The organism is Baaleninema simplex PCC 7105, from assembly GCF_000332355.1.
GTDB classification, from domain to species: domain Bacteria; phylum Cyanobacteriota; class Cyanobacteriia; order Cyanobacteriales; family Geitlerinemataceae; genus Baaleninema; species Baaleninema simplex.
This window is the reverse complement of the sequence record NZ_KB235958.1, coordinates 237,361-255,013: the sequence shown is the minus strand read 5'-3', so window position 1 is coordinate 255,013 and position 17,653 is coordinate 237,361. Positions and strand designations below refer to the sequence as shown.

Here is a 17,653-nt window from a genome sequence, read left to right as displayed (position 1 = left end):
AGTGGTACAAAGAAAAACGCCAAGCTTACGGTCGTAAATATGCTGAGCTAGATGTAGCCAGTTGTTTCGCGCCGCTGCTGAAGTGGGTCTTAGAGCTATTAGGAGAGAGCGACGACCTGTTCCTGGCCTTAGATGCGACCCATATCGGTCAAAAATTTATCGTCTTGTCACTCAACGTACTCTATCGCGGCAGTGGCATTCCCGTGGCCTGGAAAATCGTGAAAGCTTCCCAGAAACACCCCTGGAAGCCCCTGTGGCAAGACTTGCTCCGTCGCTTGAGCGGAGTGGTTCCCGAGTCGGTCAGGGTTTGGGTTTTGGCCGATCGAGGACTCTATGCTTGTTGGCTGTATGAGGAAATTGTGGCTCTGGGATGGCATCCTTTGTTACGTATTAACTCACAAGGCTATTACCAAGTGCGCTCGGGGGAAACTCTCGCCGACTGGCAACCTCTCGAGCAAGTGGTTCGAGTTGGTGAGAGTTTTAGTCAACCGGTACGCTGCTTTCGCCAAAATCCTCTCGATTGTACCCTGTTAGCCCGATGGGACGAGGATTACAAAGACCCTTGGCTGTTGCTGAGTGACGCCTCACCTCAATCGGCTTCGGCTGCCTTTTATGGCTTTCGCTCTTGGACTGAAGCGGCTTATCGCGATCTCAAGAGCGATGGCTTTAATTGGCAACGCACCCGTTTGACTCATCCTCACCGGGCTGAGTGTCTTTGGCTGGCCATGTCTGTGGCTTTACTTTGGCTCATCACCGAAGGGGCTTGTCGGGAAGACTCCCAAAAGCCTTCGACTTCCCCTCGGACTGACTCTGACTCGACCGGTCTGGCCGCCGCGACCCTCAGACCGAGAACTCTTTCTTGTTGGCGCCTTGGCTGTATCTCTTTTGTCGTCCGCCTCTTTCAAGGACTTCCCTTGAGTTGGGGACGCCACCGTACTTCTCCCTATCCTGGGGCTTCTTTGGCTTTCGATACCTCCTAAGTAAAAGTCATAGCCTTATCAGATCTCCCCCTCTCCCCATCTCCCCCTCTCCCCATCTCCCCCTCTCCCCATCTCCCCATCTCCCCCTCTCCCCTTCTCCCCTAAATCCCATCGATCGCGCATAAAATCCCTGGTATACTCCACCCTCTCCGTCAGCAATGACTAAACTGATTATTCAAATTCCCTGTTACAACGAAGAAGCCACCCTGGGGGTGACGCTCTCCGAACTCCCCCGCGACATTCCAGGGATCGATCGGGTCGAATGGCTGATTGTCAACGATGGTAGCGTCGATCGCACCGTCGAAGTCGCCCAAGCCTGCGGCGTAGACCACATCGTCAGTTTCGACCACAACCAGGGACTCGCGAAAGTGTTCATGGCGGGTATCGACGCCAGCCTCAAAGCGGGGGCGGATATCATCGTCAACACAGACGCCGACAACCAATATTGCGCCGCTGATATTCCCAAACTCATCGAACCGATTCTCAACGGAACCGCCGAGATGGTCGTTGGAGAACGCCCCATCACCGAGATCGAGCATTTTTCCCCGGCGAAAAAAGTCCTGCAACGCCTCGGAAGTTGGGTCGTTCGCATCGCCAGCAACACGAAAATTCCCGACGCCCCCAGCGGATTTCGCGCCTATTCTCGCAACGCGGCGATGCAGTTAAACGTGTTTAACGAATATACCTACACCCTCGAAACCATCATTCAAGCGGGACAAAAGGGAATGGCGATCGCCTCAGTTCCCATCCGAACCAACGGCTATTTACGCCCCTCGCGACTGGTGAAAAGCATTCCCGCTTACATCCAGCGATCGATCTTTACGATCCTGCGAATTTTCATGACCTATCGCCCCCTGCGGTTCTTTTCGATCGCGGGAAGTATTCCCTTCACCTTGGGGATATTGCTGTGTATTCGCTGGTTGATTTTATTTGAACCCGATCGCGCCCGCACGCCGAGTTTGATTCTCGCGGCAATTTTAATCCTCATCGGCTTTCAATTGTGGATGTTCGGGTTAGTGGCGGACGTGATGTCTGCCAACCGCAAATTGCTCGAAGACGTACAACTTCGCTTGCGGCGATCGGCTTACGAAAAACCGAATTCAGAAACCCGTCAAGTCAGGACAGATGGGACAGTTCGCTCCAACCAAAAGGCGTCTACTGAGGTATCGTCATGACTGCAACGAACGAGTCTTCTACGCCGTTAGAAACGGGAGCGATCGATCCCGCATCAGTGCGCGTCGCGTGGCTGTTAACCTCGGCATTTTTCTACTGGCAACCTGCCATGAAATGTCTCACGGACTTATTCCCCAATACCACCGTCTACACCAGTCGCTGGCATGGATTCGCCCCCGGACTAGAAGATTCTTTTCGCGTCGATATTGTCGGAGAACGTAAACTCGTCGCTCTCAAAAAAGCCGATAAAGGTTACGGCAGTACCTTCACCTATCTTCCCCTACAAATTGTCGGGCGACTGTCAAAATTTAAACCCGATGTCGTGTTTTCCAACGCCTTCGGTGTTTGGACGTTACTCGCCTTATTGTCCAAATTCGTAAGCGAGTTGCGCGTCGTCATCGCCTACGAAGGAAGTTCCCCCAGCGTAGACTATCGAAATTCACCGTTGCGGTTGGCGTTGCGGCGTTGGATGGTGCAAACCGCCGACGCCTGTATTAGTAATTCTCACGCCGGACGAGACTATTTAATAAACGTCTTAAATTCCGACCCCGAACGGACGTTCGTGCAACCTTATGAAGTCCCAGGAACAGAATCGTTAAAAGTTGACGATTCCGACGTAGAAAACGAACTTTCAGATTTACCGAATCCCCGATTTTTATATGTTGGAAGTTTGATTCCCCGCAAAGGATTAAAACCTTGGCTAAACGCCTGCGCGAATTTGGAACGGCGTGAAATTGGCGATTACAGCATTATTATCGTCGGTGACGGCGAACGGCGAGAAGAACTCGAAGCCTTTTGTCGCGACAATGGAATAGAACATCGCGTGCGTTGGGTGGGGCGCGTTCCCTACCACCAACTCGGAGCATATTTCCAACAATCGGACATCTTCGTGTTGCCCACCTTTGAAGATACTTGGGGCATGGTCGTCCTCGAAGCAATGGTGTTAGGAAAACCCGTTCTCTGTTCGGAATATGCCGGAGCGGTGGAGTTGATTCGCGACGGCGAAAACGGCTATCGCTGCAATCCCAACCAATTGGAAATGTTCGCTGATTTAATGGCGAAATTCGTCGAAAACCCGGAGTTAGCGTCGCAGTTGGGCGAAAACGCCCGTCAAACGATGGCGCAGTACACCCCAGAAGCGGCGGCGGACTTTATGAAACAGGTGATTGAAAGAGTCTTCGGAGGCGAGTCGCATGACTGAAACGACTTCTCCCCCTCCCCCCCTCTCCCCCTCTCCCCCTCTCCACATCCTCCTGTCTGCCTACGCCTGTCGTCCCGGCTTAGGGTCAGAACCGGGGATTAGTTGGAATTTAGCCAAGGAATTGGCGCAGTTTCATGAAATTTGGCTGCTGACGCGGGAAAACAACCGCCCGCGTATTGAAGAGGAACTGCAAAAGACGCCGATTCCGGCGTTGCACGTGGTGTACTGCGATTTACCCGAGTGGTTTCAGCGACTCAACCGGGGTCAGCGATTGGTACAACTCCACTATTATCTGTGGCAAATTGTCGCCTATTTCGTCGGTCGCGATTTACACGAAACTCATCGCTTCGACGTGGTGCATCACGTGACTTACGTGAAATATTGGAGTCCCAGTTTTTTGGCGTTGTTGCCAATTCCCTTTATTTGGGGCCCTGTCGGTGGTGGGGAAATGACACCGAAACCCTTTTGGCGGGAGTTCGGTACGCGAGGCAAAGTTTACGAACTGCTGCGAAACGGGGCGCAACGTCTCGGGGCGATCGATCCTTTTGTCAGTTTAACCGCCCGACGCAGTGCGATCGCCTTCGCCACCACCGACGACACCGCCGCCTGTCTCGATCGCCTCAACGCCCCCGACGTGCGCGTGTTGTCTCAGTTGGGACTCTCTGAGGAGGAGATCGCGACCCTCGAAAATTGCGCTCAAGACCCGCCGCAACCTGCTCGATTCCTCAGTATCGGGCGGTTGCTGCATTGGAAGGGGTTCGATTTGGGCTTACGTGCCTTTGCAAAAGCTGATTTACCGGAAAATGTGGAATTTTGGCTAGTCGGGGACGGAAAAGAGGGCGATCGCCTGCAACGCCTCGCCGCCGATTTGGGAATTTCCCACCGAGTCAAGTTCCTGGGTAAACGCTCCCGCGAGGACACCTTACAAATCCTCGGAACCTGCACGGCGTTAGTTCACCCTAGTTTGCACGATTCCGGGGCGTTAGTCTGCGTCGAAGCCATGGCCGCCGGCCGTCCGGTGTTGTGTCTGGACTTAGGCGGCCCGGCGGTTCAAGTTACTGAAGACACTGGGTTCAAAGTGTCGGCGTCCGATCCGGATACGGCAATCTCTCAGTTAGCCGAAGCGATGGCCGAAGTGACTGGCGATCGCGACTGCTGGCAGCGTCTCAGCGATGGCGGCCGAAACCGCATCCGCCAACACTACCGCTGGTCGGTGAAAAGTCGGTTTTTTAAAGATCTCTACGAAAGGTTATGTAACTGTAGAGAACCCGTCTCTTCCAGCTCTCTCACGAAAGGAATTCCATAAAGTTTATAAAAGTTTTTACGAAGTTTTAAATCGACACTGGACACTATGAATTATTTCGCTTAATATCGTAACAAATTTACCCAAAACACGCTCTCTAAAACGTTGACTTCACCCATTAATTTCTATGTCTAACATTCCTGTCGCCATTCTTTGCGGTGGAAAAGGAACGCGCCTCAAAGAAGAAACCGAATTTCGTCCGAAGCCTATGGTCACGGTTGGCAACCGTCCCATGATTTGGCACATCATGAAAATTTACTCCCATTACGGCTTTAATAACTTCATACTTTGCTTGGGGTATAAAGGTGAAATGATTCGGGAGTATTTTTTAAATTACGACATTCTCTACAGCAACGTTCTGCTCGAGTTGGGAAGTAAAAACATCACCAAACTCGACAACGGACACACCGAAGAAGATTGGAAAGTTTGGCTGATCGATACTGGACAGGAAACCATGACCGGGGGACGCCTCAAACGGCTCGCCCCGTACTTGGATAGCATGGGTGCCGATCTCCTCTTGGGAACCTACGGCGATGGGGTTTGCGATGTCAACATTAACAACCTCCTCGAGTATCACAAAAGCCACGGAAAACTCGCCACCATCACAACGGTTCGCCCCCCCTCTCGTTTTGGAGAACTCGTCATTGAAGATAACCTGGTGACGTACTTTCAAGAAAAGCCCCAAACCAGTGCCGGATGGATTAACGGCGGTTACTTCGTTCTCAGCCGCAAGGTATTAGATTTAATCGACGGCGATTCGACGGTTTTTGAAGCGCAACCCCTGAAAACCTTGGCAGCCCTCGGCGAACTTGCTGTCTACAAACACGACGGTTTCTGGCAGTGTATGGATACTTACCGGGAACTGCAATTCTTAAGCGACCTGTACAATGCGGGACAAGCAAAGTGGAAGGTATGGTAAACAATTTCTGGCAAGATCGATCGGTGTTTGTCACTGGATGTACGGGACTTCTGGGCAGTTGGATGACTCAGGAACTCGTCAGCCGAGGGGCGAACGTGGTGGGATTAGTGCGCGATTGGGTACCTCAGTCGCGGTTGTTCTCGGAAGGACTTTCGCAGAAAATCACCACGGTTTACGGCTGTTTGGAAGATTTGTCCGTGTTGGAACGGGCGATTAACGAACATGAAATCGATACGGTCTTTCATTTAGCCGCCCAGACGATTGTAGGGGTTGCCAACCGCGAACCCTTGGGAACGTTTGAGGCGAATATTAAAGGGACTTGGAACCTGTTAGAAGCTTGTCGCCGCGTGGGGGGAGTCAGTCGTATTGTGGTCGCCTCCAGTGACAAAGCTTACGGCGACCAAGAGGAATTACCTTATGACGAAACCACGCCGTTACAAGGAGAACACCCTTACGATGTCTCGAAAAGCTGTGCGGATTTAATTAGCCGCACCTATTATGTCAGTTACGGACTGCCCGTGTGTGTGACTCGCTGCGGTAATTTTTACGGCGGCGGCGATTTGAATTTCAATCGCATTGTCCCCGATACGATTCGATCGACCCTTCGAGATAAACCCGTTCAAATTCGCAGCGACGGAACCTTTATTCGCGATTATTTTTACGTGAAAGATGGGGTTTTGGCGTATCTCCACCTCGCCGAACAGATGGAACGGAAAGAAGTTTGGGGGGAGGCGTTTAATTTCAGCAACGAGTTACAAATTCCGGTCATCGATTTGGTTCGCAAGATTTTGAAGTTGATGGGTAAGCCCCATTTGGAACCGATTATCTTGAATCAAGCGAAGAACGAGATTAAGCATCAGTATCTTTCGGCGGAGAAAGCCCGGAAGTTACTGAATTGGTCGCCGAAATATACCTTAGATGAGGCGTTGTTGGAAACTATCGATTGGTACAGCCATTTTCTGGAGGAGAAAACCCCTTCGATCGTCACGGTGTCTGAATCGGGACAACTGTAGGTTGGGTGGACGCCAGGAAACTCAACGCTCCTAAATTTAACCTGAATTCTGTTAGAGTTCGGTTCCCTCAATCTAATGTGCGATCGGACGACGAACGGGCGAGATAAGGGTGAAGAAACTGCTACGGGTCAATCACGATGATGCACTGTCGAGAAACGAAAATTCCAGGTTGCTATGAAATCGATGTGAAGGTGTTTAAAGACGATCGCGGTCGGTTCGTCAAAACCTTTCACGAAGAAGTCTATCGAGAGTTCGGTCTGGCGACGCACTTCGCTGAAGCCTACTATTCCGTCTCTCAGCAAAACGTCTTGCGAGGCTTACACTTTCAGGTTCCCCCGAAAGACCACGCAAAACTCGTCCATTGTGCGGAGGGAGAAATCCTTGATGCGGTGGTAGATTTGCGAGTAGGGTCGCCCACTTACGGCGAACACGCCCTGTTTACCCTGACGCCGGATAAAGGAAACGCCGTCTATGCTCCCTCGGGGTTAGCCCACGGGTTTTACATCGTCAGCGAGATGGCGTTGGTGATGTATCAGGTGTCTTCGGTGTACGCCCCGGAACATGAAGAGGGAATTTTGTGGAATTCGGCGGGGATTCCCTGGGTGGCGGAACAGCCCATCGTGTCGGCGAAAGACCAGCAATGGAAACCGCTGGCTGAGTTTGAAAGTCCGTTCCGGTTCGAGTCATGACGAAAACGGTTTTAATTTCAGGGGCGAACGGCTATTTCGGTGGGATCGCCTGTCGGGATTTTGCAGCCAACGGTTGGCGGGTGTTGACGGCGACGCGGAAACCGGGGGCGGACGTGGCGATCGATCTCGATCGCCCCCAAGATTTCGCCCAACAAACCCTCGAGACGCCTGTGGATTTGTTCGTCCACGCCGCCGCCGCCCACGATGTCACCTGTCGCGAACAACCCTATCGCAGTCTGTGGCGTAATGTGGCGGGAACGCGGGCGGCGTTGGACTTCTGCGTCAACAACGACATCCCCAAATTCGTCTATCTCTCGACGTTTCACGTTTTCGGACGCCCGAAGGGAGTCATCGACGAAACCACGACGCCGCTTCCCCTCAACGATTACGGTTTGACGCATTTACAAGCGGAAGAGTACGTGCAACTGTATCGGCGACAGGGGAAAATTCAGGGGTTGGTGTTGCGTCCGAGTAACTTTTTCGGGATTCCGGCGGATATCGACGCCTGTAACCGTTGGACGCTGACGCCTCTGGGGTTTTGTCGGGAGGCGGTGGAACTGAAGAAAATCGTGTTGCGATCGCCCGGATATCAGAAACGCAATTTTATTTCGGTGTGGGATATTTGCGAAACGATTCGATCGACCGTAGACCACCTCGATCGCCTGTCGTTGCTGCACGTTCCCGGCCCCGACACCATCAGCATTCGCCAACTCGCCCAGTTGGTAGAACACAGTATGCGAACGCGATGCGGCGAGGCGATCGATCTCGTGATTCCCGACGGCGAACCCACCGAGGCGGAGTTTCACTATACGAGCGATCGTATCGACGAATTTTTTCAACCCCAACGTCACATCGCCGACTTCATCGATGAATTCTGCGAAAAACTGTACGAACGAGCCAAAACATAACCCTAAAAAACCGGATGTTTGAGTCGGTGCGTGACGCGGAAAATTCCAGTTTATAGTCAATACAAAAACATTTGTCGGCCGCGTCACGCACCCTACAGATCTAAAAAACCGGATGTTTGAGTCGGTGCGTGACGCGGAAAATTCCAGTTTATAGTCAATACAAAAACATTTGTCGGCCGCGTCACACACCCTACAAGCTACCTTTCTCCCCTTCTCCCCCTCTAAACCATGCAAACTTCTCCCTTTGAAACCGCAATAAACGCTATCAAACCAGCCATTCGACCGCTTTACAGTCAGTTAGTCCTCTCGCCGTCGATTGCCTTTTTATTAGACACTACCACTGTCGAAAAGGAATACGGAAAAGATCGTCCTATCTATCGACTTCCCAAAGAAACCATTCCTACGCCGGAAGTCAAAAAAATGCCGCCCTTTGACGATCCCTTTAAATATCTAGAAGGAGAAAGCTACACCACCCACGACATTTACAGTTCCGTCGTCGAAGACGTACTGTTCGAGCCGGGAAACGGTCTCGTGATGACCCAATCTCGCAAAATTTTTGCCGAGTCGATTTATCCGAATATGGATAAAATTACCGTGTGGGGCGCGTTTTTAAATAAATCCTTTATCAAACGCAAGTTTTTCGAGCAGCCCGTGGAAACCATTCCCGGCTATACGAGCATTTATCAAGGACTTCCCAACGGCTACTATCACAAGTTTATCGATTTAGTGCCTCGCTGTTTTCTCCTCAACGAACCGGCGTATCGAGACATCGACGAAATCAAGGTACTCTACGCCGATCCGACAGCGGAAGCCGAAGAAATTATCGTTCCTAGGATTATACCCGAAAACGCCAAATTAGTCAAGGTCGAGCCGGGGCGTTTGTACCGCTTAGAAAAGCTGATTTTACCGACGTTTCTCACGCAGTTCGGCTCGGGATATTTACCGCAATCGTACATTCAAAAACTGCGAGAAACCTGTCTTCCAGATCGCCCCTCCCAGCAGAACAAGCGCATTTACATTTCTCGGTCTAAATCCGCCTCGGGTTTGAAAAAACGCCACATTCTCAACGAAGAGGAACTGTTCGGCGAACTGCAAAAGTTCGGGTTTGAGAAGTACGTTCTGGAAGATTACAGCTTGGAAGAAAAAATCGAGCTGTTTTACGATGCAGAAACGGTGGTGGGGGCTTATGGCGGCGGAATTACGCATATTCTTTTTTCGCCGAAAGTCAACGTTTTAGAGTTGCAAATCATGGCGAAGATGCAAACCTATTACTATTATTTGGCGAAGGCTCTCGGACATCCGTTTGAGTTTGTTTGTTCTAATAAAGCCAACAACCGGGAAAATTTCAGTGTCGATGTTCCGGCGGTGGTGGAAATCCTGAAAAAATGGCATGGGTAGGGGTGATGATGGGGTAATAAGGTGATGATTTGTAGGGTGCGTGACTTGAAAAATAGGGTGTCGATCGTGAGGCTAATAAATCGTCACGCACCGCCAATGTACACCGCCCAAATACAAGACTACAGGTGAATTCTCATGAAAAACGTTATTTTCTTCAGTAGTCTGTTACTTCCTCCATCGCAAACCTTTATCCGGGCGCAAGGGGAAAAACTGCAAAACTTTACGCCCTATTATGTGGGTTCTCGTCGGGTTCCGGGGTTGGAACTTCCGAGCGATCGCACCCTAGTCCTCAATTCTGGAACTTCTCTCGGTAAACTCGCCGAAGCCACGTTCAAACTCACGGGATTCGCCCCGAACTTTTACCAACAAATCGAACGACTCAATCCGGTATTACTTCACGCCCAATTCGGACTCAGCGGCGTGTTGGTTCTTCCCTGGATTCGCAAACTCAAGATTCCCTTGCTGGTTCACTATCGCGGGGCGGATGCGACGATTACCCCGGAAACCAGTCAATATGTATCTCTCAATCATTGGATTTACTTTCAACGTCGGGAAGCGTTGAAACGGGAAACGACGCTGTTTCTCACCGTATCGAAATTTATCAAACAGAAACTCGTGGAACAGGGATTTCCCGAAGCCAAAATTCGCCCCCACTATCACGGTGTCGATACGAACCAGTTTCAAGCGGATTTTCAGGTTCCGCGAGAGTCGGTGGTGTTGTTTGTGGGGCGACTGACAGAAAAAAAAGGACTCGAGGATTTAATTGCGGCGATGGCGAGGGTTCAAACTGAAACGCCAGAGGCGAAACTCGTCGTCATTGGAGATGGCGTTTTACGGGAAAAGTTGGAACGTCAGGCGAAAGACTCTTTGAAAAATTACGAGTTTCTCGGGGTTCAGCCGCAGTCGGAGGTGAAAGCCTGGATGAATCGATCGCGAGTTTTGGCGACGCCCAGCGTTACCGCCGCAGATGGCGACACGGAAGGACTTCCCAACGTGGTGTTAGAAGCCCAAGCGATGAGTCTTCCGGTGGTGGCGACGCTTCACGCGGGAATTCCCGAGGCGGTGTTACATGAGGAAACGGGGTTTTTGGTTCCCGAACACGATCGCTCTGGCTTGGCGAAATACATTGTCAAGCTACTTCAAGACCCTGAATTATGGCAAAGTTTTAGTGAAAAAGGGCGAGAGTGGGTGTGTCAAAGCTTCGATCGCGATCGCCAAACTCGCGTATTAGAAACGGTTTACGAGACGGTGTTGGAGCGAGCCAACTCGTAGATCTCCATCAATCGTTGATAGTTGGCGTCAGCAGTATATTTATTTTCGTACTCCCGACGAACTACCGGACGCATTTTTCGTAACAACTCGGGATGGGCGATCGCTCGTTCGACTGTCGCCGCCAAATCCTCCGCGTTTCCCGGTTGAAAGTGTAACCCCGTCCGTCCGTCTTCGACCAATTCCGCGATCGCCCCGATGTTCGCTGCGATAACTGGCGTTCCCTTCGCAAAGGCTTCGACAGCCACTCGTCCGAAGGTTTCGTACCACTTCGAGGGAAACACCAAAAACCTGGCCTCGCCAATGATGTCGTACACTTCCGTCATGGGACGACGCCCCAACCAGGTGACGTTAGGAATTCGAGCGATCGCCGCCTCCACCTGCGACGATAGGGTTCCATCTCCGATAATTTTCAACGGAATCGCCCCGTTGAGTTTTTCCCACGCCGCCAATAGCGTATCGAGACCCTTTTCCACGGACAACCGCCCCACGAACACCGCATATCCACCGCTTCCGCTTCCCATACCGGGATCGGGATCGACGAAATTCGGTTTCACGTGGATGTTCTCCCCCGGAAATCCCCCTTCGATAAACTTCTGACGGGCGAATTCCGTCAACGTCACAAACCCATTGACCCGAGTTTTCCAAGTCTTCAGCAGTCGGTGAACCACCAACATCGTCGCCGTCATCCCGCTGGCGGCTCGAGATTCTCGATAGCAGCGGTGAACCACCCCCGGATAGGGAATCGCTTTCCCCAAGCAGTCTTCACAGACTCGTCCGTCGCGGAAAAATAAGCCGTTGGGACAGAGGAGGCGGTAGTTTCGCAGAGTTTGAACCACCGGAATTCCCAAATCCTTGGCGGCGTAGTGGACGGAGGGGGAAATGAGGGGGAAGAAGTTTTGGATATGAACTACGTCGCAGGGACGAGCGATCAGTCTGTCGGTCACGTCCCGATAGGCTTCCCGCGACCACAGGGTTTTTGCGGCGACTTGGAATCGGGACAAGGTATCGACGCGATCGTTGTGTTCTTCGTAAACTTCGACGTGGTGTCCGCGTTCTCGCAGCAAGCGTTCTTCAGCTTGACGCGATTCGTCTTCGCCACCACGAATTTTATAGGCGTTGTGGATACTGAGAACGTTCATTTTTTTGATGAGGATCGAGGGAGCCAGGGAGAGGGGGAGAGGGGGAGCCAGGGAGAGGGGGAGAGGGGGAGCCAGGGAGTACATTGGCGGTGTGTGACAGAGCGATCGGTCTCACGATCGACACCCGATTTTCAAGTCACGCACCCTTGTATGTGGGCGGTGTATGTTGGCGGTGCGTGACGATTTATAGGTCTAAGGATTTACACCCTGTTTTTCAAGTCACGCACCCTACGACTCCCCATCTCCTGATCCCCACAACTGCTTCCATTCGGGAAATTCCCGTCCGAGGAGTTGGGTGAGTTCGCGGGTTTGTTCCTGTTGGATCGGACGCAGGTAGTTGACGGTGGCTTGGCGAACGTCTGGGTCGATCTCTTGAGAGAATTCTTTGACGGCGACTTGTTTTCCGGCGTTGCGAACGGATTTGGGTAAGGCGTCGGCGATCTGACGGAACGGCCAGCGATACCGCAGGCGAAATAGGGTGTCTTTGCGGGGAAACTTTTGTGGGGTAACGTGGATTTTGCGATCGATGTTGGGGGGGACGAAATCTGCGTTGATTCCCAACCACTCGAACACTTGACGAATTACTGTGGTGGGGGTTTGCGTCATTTCTTCAAAGCTGAGAACGAGCAGGCGATCGCGATCGAAATATTCGTAATACCGCTTCAGTTGTTCGCTGTAGTGGCTGACATTCCGATAGAGTGGATTTTCTTTAATGGCACTGAGGATATCGCGAAACTCGCTCCCTTGGCGAATCTCGTGCCAGTAGTGACTGATGGTTCGGGGAATGGGATCGCGTAAAACGTAGATAAACCGGGCGTCGGGATTAAATTTTACGATTCGTTCGGGAATTCCGGTGATGTGGGGTGCTTTGGCGTATAAGGTACTCGATTCCCCGATAATTTTCGCTTCTCCCGCCTCTCGAAACAAGTCGAGATAACGGTTTTCGTCTTTCCACAATTCTAACTTTTTTATGTTTTCCCAATGGAGTTGGTCGGGGGCGACGAAATAACAGGGTTCTTTCGGTTCGCACATGAACGCTTCTGGATGGGTGTTGATGTAGTGATGCAGGGACGTGGTTCCTGCTTTCATCGCACCGATAATAAAGAGGTTCGGACGAGGGTTTGACATGGGATTTCGGGGAAGTTGCGATCGGACAACCTTGTTGGGAATTGCTGACAAAAACAAATTACTAATCGACCATATTGCGAGCGATCGCTAGGAAAAACGCTCGTTAAAAGCCCGGCTCTATTGTATCGATCGACTCATTAAATTTAAAGTTTCACGAGAGCGTATTCAATAGATGTTCGATCGATCCAGATAGCTGCATCGATGTTTTATCCGAATAAACTCCGAGCTTAACTTACAATTTCGAGTTTGTCGAGTCCCATAAAGAAGTGAGAGGGGTGAAGTAAATTCTCCAATCTAAAATAGCTCTAGAACTGCGTGCGATTGCAATAAGTAATATAAATTTTTGATGAAGTAAAGCTCGAAAATATTGCCGTTGTCAGAGAGGGCGTGCCATAATAAATTAAATTTTGTCGTCACGCGATCCAGGACGTTTACGGTGCATTCAATCCAATACGTCACCGCCATTCCCAATTCTGGTTTTCGGGTCGGACATAAATTAGACGACCTCATCACCGGCTTTATATTAGCTGAATTGTACCATCTCGAGTATCTACACAGCCCCCTTTTAGACGACCGGTGGGAAGCCTTTTTCGGATTCGGAGAAAACGAGCAGAACTTCTCGGATTTTATCGAGTCATCCAAAGCCGATCGATTAGACTTAGATTTAATCTCGTGTTCGCCGTTGCTCGGCGTGCGAACCTTCTCGCGACCTGTTCTCAATTGGTTCGACAGTATCGAGAGTTTAGAAACTCGCGGCCGCCGCTGGTTGAAGCGATCGCCAGTTCGTAAAATTCGCCAGTGGCGAAAGCCCTATTGGAGTGGCGTACCGTTTGAGTATTTAGAACGAGTGTTCGCCGATGTCGAGCGTCGCGATCGCCCCACGGTCTACTGCTTTCAAAAAGCCGTGCGCGTCTTACTCTACCAAGTGTTACAGTGGGCGCGAGAGGGCAAAGTCGAGAAAGCCGTTTACGATAACGTCGTTCGCAAGCTGCGTCAGAAATATCACGCGCGTCCCCATCCCTATAAAGTCGCCAATTTCGATCGCGACACCATCGAGATCGGGGTTCACATCCGCCGCGAAGACGCCTCAGTGGAGAACAAACGCTTTCTTCCCACGAGTTTCTATCAAACCATTACACGCCAACTCGACGAATTGTTAGGCGATCGTCGCCATCGGTTTCACATCTATTCCTTCGGCTCTGACGCAGAAATGAACGAACTCGTCAATGCGTTTCAAAGCGAGTCTTACGGAAACTTAGTCGAGTTTCACCTGGCCGAAGCCGCCATGACGACGTTCCATCAAATGACCGTCTGCGACATTCTCGTGACCGGTCACAGTGCCTTTTCCGACTGGGCCGGATTTCTCTCATACAACTTAAAACTCTACCACCCTCACTTTCATATGTTCGGTCTCGACGAAAGCGATTGGGTGGAAGTCAACGACGACGGACACTTCGATAAAGACCGAGTGGCCGGTAAGCTACAACCGTTGCTAGAGGTTTCCTAAGAGGTGGTGAGAGCGATGCGCGTATTGTACGACGGTGTCATTTACAAACTACAAAAGTTCGGCGGAATAAACCGCTATTTCAACAACCTCATTTCGCGACTTCCCGCGAGTCTGACACCGATTCTCACCGCCTATCGCAGCCGTGATATCGTGTATCCGCAGCATCCGCACCTCAAAACTCACGCGTTTCCCTTTCGCGACGGCCGACCCCGACGCGCGATCGAATGGTTGGAACGGAATTATTTCGAGGCGGTGACCTCTTCAGAATCCTTCGATGTGATGCACCCGACGTACTACTGGATGCTAACCGGGAAGGATATGACCGCTTACCGGCGTCCGCTGGTCGTCACAGTTCACGACATGATTCACGAACTGTTCGCCGATCGCATGGATCGCAGCGGTCAGATCGCGCGGACGAAAAAGCGATCGGTAGATATCGCCGACGCCGTGATTTGCGTCTCGGAAAACACGAAAAAAGACCTCATCGAACTCTCGGGAGTTCCTGAAGAGAAAATTACCGTCGTGTACGAAGCGTCCGAACTCGCGATCGAGGCGTCTTACGGCGAAGAATCGGTTCCCGAACGACCCTATTTCCTGTACGTGGGGTCGCGCAATCCCAATTATAAAAACTTCGATCGCCTACTCGAAGCGTTATCGAAAGTCGTCTCTCGCTATCCCGAGGCGATGCTGCTGGCTGTCGGCGATCCGTTTCGCGACTTCGAGCAGAAACAGATCGACGAACTGGGACTGCAAAACCACCTACAAACCCTGAAAAACCCCGACGATCGCCATTTAGCCAAACTCTATCGCTGTAGCGTGGCGTTCGTCTATCCCTCAGAGTACGAAGGATTCGGAATTCCTCCCCTCGAAGCCATGGCCTGTGGAACTCCCGTCATCGCATCGAACCGAGCCAGCATTCCCGAAGTCGTCGGAGATGGCGGGATTCAGTTCGACCCCCATGCGATCGAGGATTTAGCCGAAGCGATGTTGTCGGTGTTAGACAGTTCGGCGCACCGCGATCGGCTCATCGAACGAGGATTCGATCGCGCCAAACAGTTTAATTGGAACAAAACGGCCGAGCAAACCTTTGAGGTTTACCAGCAGGTCGTTTAAACCTCGCAAGTTCGACCCAGTCCTACCCACACGATCCCAGGAGTGTATTGTCATGTTCGACTGGCTGAAAACCTATTGGACAGCCTTGCAAATTCTCCGACGCGGTGACGATCGCTACTATCCCAACGTGCAGAACGTTGCTTTTATCGGATGTGCGCCACGCAGCGGTTCGACGATGCTCATGCGCGTTCTCGATTCCCACTCGCAAATCGCGTCCCCCTGCGAGTTAGCGATTCCGCGTTATTTTCGCGGCGATAAAAAAGAGAAGATCGTTAACAACAAATACCGACAAATTTGTCACTATTACGATGTCAAACCGCTTTTAGCCAAACTCGACCCCCGACGCCTGTTCCGTCGCATCGTTGAGAAAGAAGGAAGTGACTGCTTGGCGGTGAAAGAACCGCGACAATCGCTGTTTTTCGAGGCGATCGGCGACGACTTTCCGAATGCGAAATTCGTTCATTTGGTGCGAGACGCGCGAGCGATCGCCATGAGCGAGTGGTTTCGTAACAATCCCGAGCGAGGCTTGTCGATTTGGTACGACTACAATACTGCTGTTTTGCGCCTACTCGATCGCCTCGACGACGAGCGAACCTATACCGTTCGTTATGAAGATATCGTCGAAGCTCCCAAAACCACTGTTCGAGATCTCGTGGAATTTTTGGGATACGAGTTTGAAGTCGAAATGCTCGATTACGGACGCTTCGAACACGCCGACGACAAAATGAATTTGTGGGGAACCAGTGGAAAAGGCGTCAAAGCTCACGAAGCTCGACAACACCGAGCGTTAGGAACGGCGATCGACGCAAAAACCATGAAAGACCGTCAAAACTTCAGCCCCAAGGTTCTCGAGGCTTATGCAAATATGGAAGAGGTTCGACAATTAAACCAACAGTTCGGATATACCTCTTAGTTTTCCAGTTACGGGATATCTTGAGACCGACATTATGAAAGCCACAGTTTCAAACGCTCCTATTTCGGAGTTTCGCACTCGTTTACCCGAGTTCGATTTTATTCGTAGCTTGGCAATTCTCGGTGTCGTTCTCATTCATACCACGGGGGCATTTTTACCGGAGGTCGAACGGGGATCGATCGCCGATTTAGTGCTGTTGGGAATTAACCAACTGCAACGGTTTTGCGTTCCCGCGTTTATTATTCTCAGTGGTTTTTGGTTGTCTCACGTTCCCAGCAATTTCGAGAATCCCGATTTAACTCTCAAAAAACGACTGTTGCGCGTCGTTCCTCCTTACATCTTTTGGTCGCTTGTATTTGAAGCTTACAATATTTTTGTGGTACGAGATCGATCGCTATCTCATATTGTTACCGATTTAATTTTAGGAAAAAGTGTTTACGTCTACTATTTTATTATTTTAATTTTACAATTTTATATTTTATGGTGGATACTCGTCAAACTTAACGTTAAAACTATTGGAGCGAGCGGTTTAGCCATTGCCCTTGCTGTTCAATTTGGCTTTACCGTCGTGCGTTACAGTGCGTTGTTGGATAAAATTCCTCCTCTACACTATCTCAGCGATCGCTTGATTCTAGATTGGGTCTTTTTCTTTATCTTGGGATGGTATATCGGACAGCATTACGAACGCGTGCGATCGCTCGTTTTTTCTCGCAAAACTTTGATTTGGGGAATTGCCATCTTCGCGCTACTGCTAAGCATTATCGAACGAGATTTTATTCGATATTTGGAATTGAGTCGAGAGGGAGCAAGTAACTTTTTAACCCACATTCCGCACTTCAAATGTAGTGTATAAGTAGTATAAATTGAATCGGAAAAGAATTAGGTATTTCGACTCAGCCAACTGACCCCTTGACTTGAAAATAACATTCAAGAGCCAACTGACTTGACAAAAATAGTAGGATATGCAGAATGACTTCCGGCAAGCTTTCTGTCATCA

General features: G+C 50.8%; 16 protein-coding genes. 14 read left to right on the top strand and 2 right to left on the bottom strand.

Features of this window, described 5'->3' with window-relative positions:
• From GEI7105_RS39210 to GEI7105_RS0102935, 10 genes are all read left to right on the top strand, one after another.
• On the top strand, positions 1 to 980 hold a 980-nt coding region (locus GEI7105_RS39210; RefSeq protein ID WP_017659001.1), incomplete at its 5' end, for a transposase.
• Between the two features lie 158 nt (positions 981 to 1,138).
• Positions 1,139 to 2,155 (top strand): glycosyltransferase family 2 protein, encoded by a 1,017-nt coding sequence (locus GEI7105_RS0102975; protein WP_017659000.1) that lies wholly within the window; start codon positions 1,139 to 1,141, stop codon positions 2,153 to 2,155.
• On the top strand, positions 2,152 to 3,354 hold the full coding sequence (locus GEI7105_RS0102970; RefSeq protein ID WP_017658999.1) for a glycosyltransferase family 4 protein: 1,203 nt from the start codon (positions 2,152 to 2,154) through the stop codon (positions 3,352 to 3,354). The genes GEI7105_RS0102975 and GEI7105_RS0102970 overlap by 4 nt, the downstream gene beginning before the upstream one ends.
• Positions 3,347 to 4,660 carry a glycosyltransferase family 4 protein gene (locus tag GEI7105_RS0102965; protein ID WP_017658998.1) on the top strand — a complete coding sequence of 438 codons (1,314 nt, stop codon included), beginning with the start codon at positions 3,347 to 3,349 and terminating at the stop codon, positions 4,658 to 4,660. Before GEI7105_RS0102970 ends, GEI7105_RS0102965 begins: the two co-directional genes overlap by 8 nt.
• A 133-nt stretch (positions 4,661 to 4,793) precedes the next feature.
• Positions 4,794 to 5,576, top strand: a complete 783-nt coding sequence (gene rfbF / locus GEI7105_RS0102960; protein ID WP_192816693.1) for a glucose-1-phosphate cytidylyltransferase — start codon at positions 4,794 to 4,796, stop codon at positions 5,574 to 5,576.
• The gene (locus tag GEI7105_RS0102955; RefSeq protein ID WP_017658996.1) at positions 5,570 to 6,589 is read left to right on the top strand and encodes a GDP-mannose 4,6-dehydratase; all 1,020 of its coding nucleotides are present in this window, start codon (positions 5,570 to 5,572) and stop codon (positions 6,587 to 6,589) included. The genes rfbF and GEI7105_RS0102955 overlap by 7 nt, the downstream gene beginning before the upstream one ends.
• A gap of 137 nt (positions 6,590 to 6,726) precedes the next feature.
• Positions 6,727 to 7,278, top strand: a complete 552-nt coding sequence (gene rfbC, locus GEI7105_RS0102950; RefSeq protein ID WP_035492423.1) for a dTDP-4-dehydrorhamnose 3,5-epimerase — start codon at positions 6,727 to 6,729, stop codon at positions 7,276 to 7,278.
• Complete coding sequence (locus tag GEI7105_RS0102945; RefSeq protein WP_017658994.1) at positions 7,275 to 8,186, top strand: NAD-dependent epimerase/dehydratase family protein; 912 nt, start codon at positions 7,275 to 7,277, stop codon at positions 8,184 to 8,186. The genes rfbC and GEI7105_RS0102945 overlap by 4 nt, the downstream gene beginning before the upstream one ends.
• 228 nt (positions 8,187 to 8,414) lie before the next feature.
• Entirely contained in the window at positions 8,415 to 9,584 is a 1,170-nt protein-coding gene (locus tag GEI7105_RS0102940; RefSeq protein WP_017658993.1) for a glycosyltransferase family 61 protein, read from the top strand.
• 135 nt (positions 9,585 to 9,719) lie between these two features.
• Positions 9,720 to 10,856, top strand: a complete 1,137-nt coding sequence (locus tag GEI7105_RS0102935) for a glycosyltransferase (RefSeq protein WP_017658992.1) — start codon at positions 9,720 to 9,722, stop codon at positions 10,854 to 10,856.
• Here GEI7105_RS0102935 and GEI7105_RS0102930 read toward each other — a convergent pair.
• Both GEI7105_RS0102930 and GEI7105_RS0102925 read right to left on the bottom strand, forming a co-directional pair.
• Positions 10,823 to 11,995: a glycosyltransferase gene (locus tag GEI7105_RS0102930; protein WP_026097378.1), complete on the bottom strand. Its 1,173-nt coding sequence runs from the start codon at positions 11,993 to 11,995 to the stop codon at positions 10,823 to 10,825. The genes GEI7105_RS0102935 and GEI7105_RS0102930 overlap by 34 nt on opposite strands.
• 228 nt (positions 11,996 to 12,223) lie before the next feature.
• Positions 12,224 to 13,123 carry a sulfotransferase family protein gene (locus GEI7105_RS0102925; protein WP_017658990.1) on the bottom strand — a complete coding sequence of 300 codons (900 nt, stop codon included), beginning with the start codon at positions 13,121 to 13,123 and terminating at the stop codon, positions 12,224 to 12,226.
• A 436-nt stretch (positions 13,124 to 13,559) separates the two neighbouring features.
• On the opposite strand from GEI7105_RS0102925, the gene GEI7105_RS0102915 reads away from it, so the two are divergent.
• From GEI7105_RS0102915 to GEI7105_RS28815, 4 genes are read left to right on the top strand one after another with little or no spacing between them, the layout of a single operon-like run.
• Positions 13,560 to 14,630 carry a hypothetical protein gene (locus GEI7105_RS0102915; protein WP_017658988.1) on the top strand — a complete coding sequence of 357 codons (1,071 nt, stop codon included), beginning with the start codon at positions 13,560 to 13,562 and terminating at the stop codon, positions 14,628 to 14,630.
• Positions 14,631 to 14,645: 15 nt separating this feature from the next.
• Complete coding sequence (locus tag GEI7105_RS0102910) at positions 14,646 to 15,743, top strand: glycosyltransferase family 4 protein (RefSeq protein ID WP_017658987.1); 1,098 nt, start codon at positions 14,646 to 14,648, stop codon at positions 15,741 to 15,743.
• Between the two features lie 52 nt (positions 15,744 to 15,795).
• A complete protein-coding gene (locus GEI7105_RS0102905) occupies positions 15,796 to 16,656 on the top strand; it encodes a sulfotransferase family protein (protein WP_017658986.1) in 861 nt (286 codons plus the stop codon).
• A gap of 34 nt (positions 16,657 to 16,690) precedes the next feature.
• Positions 16,691 to 17,509, top strand: coding sequence for an acyltransferase (locus GEI7105_RS28815; protein ID WP_017658985.1), 819 nt, complete (start codon positions 16,691 to 16,693; stop codon positions 17,507 to 17,509).
• The last annotated feature ends 144 nt before the right edge of the window (positions 17,510 to 17,653 follow it).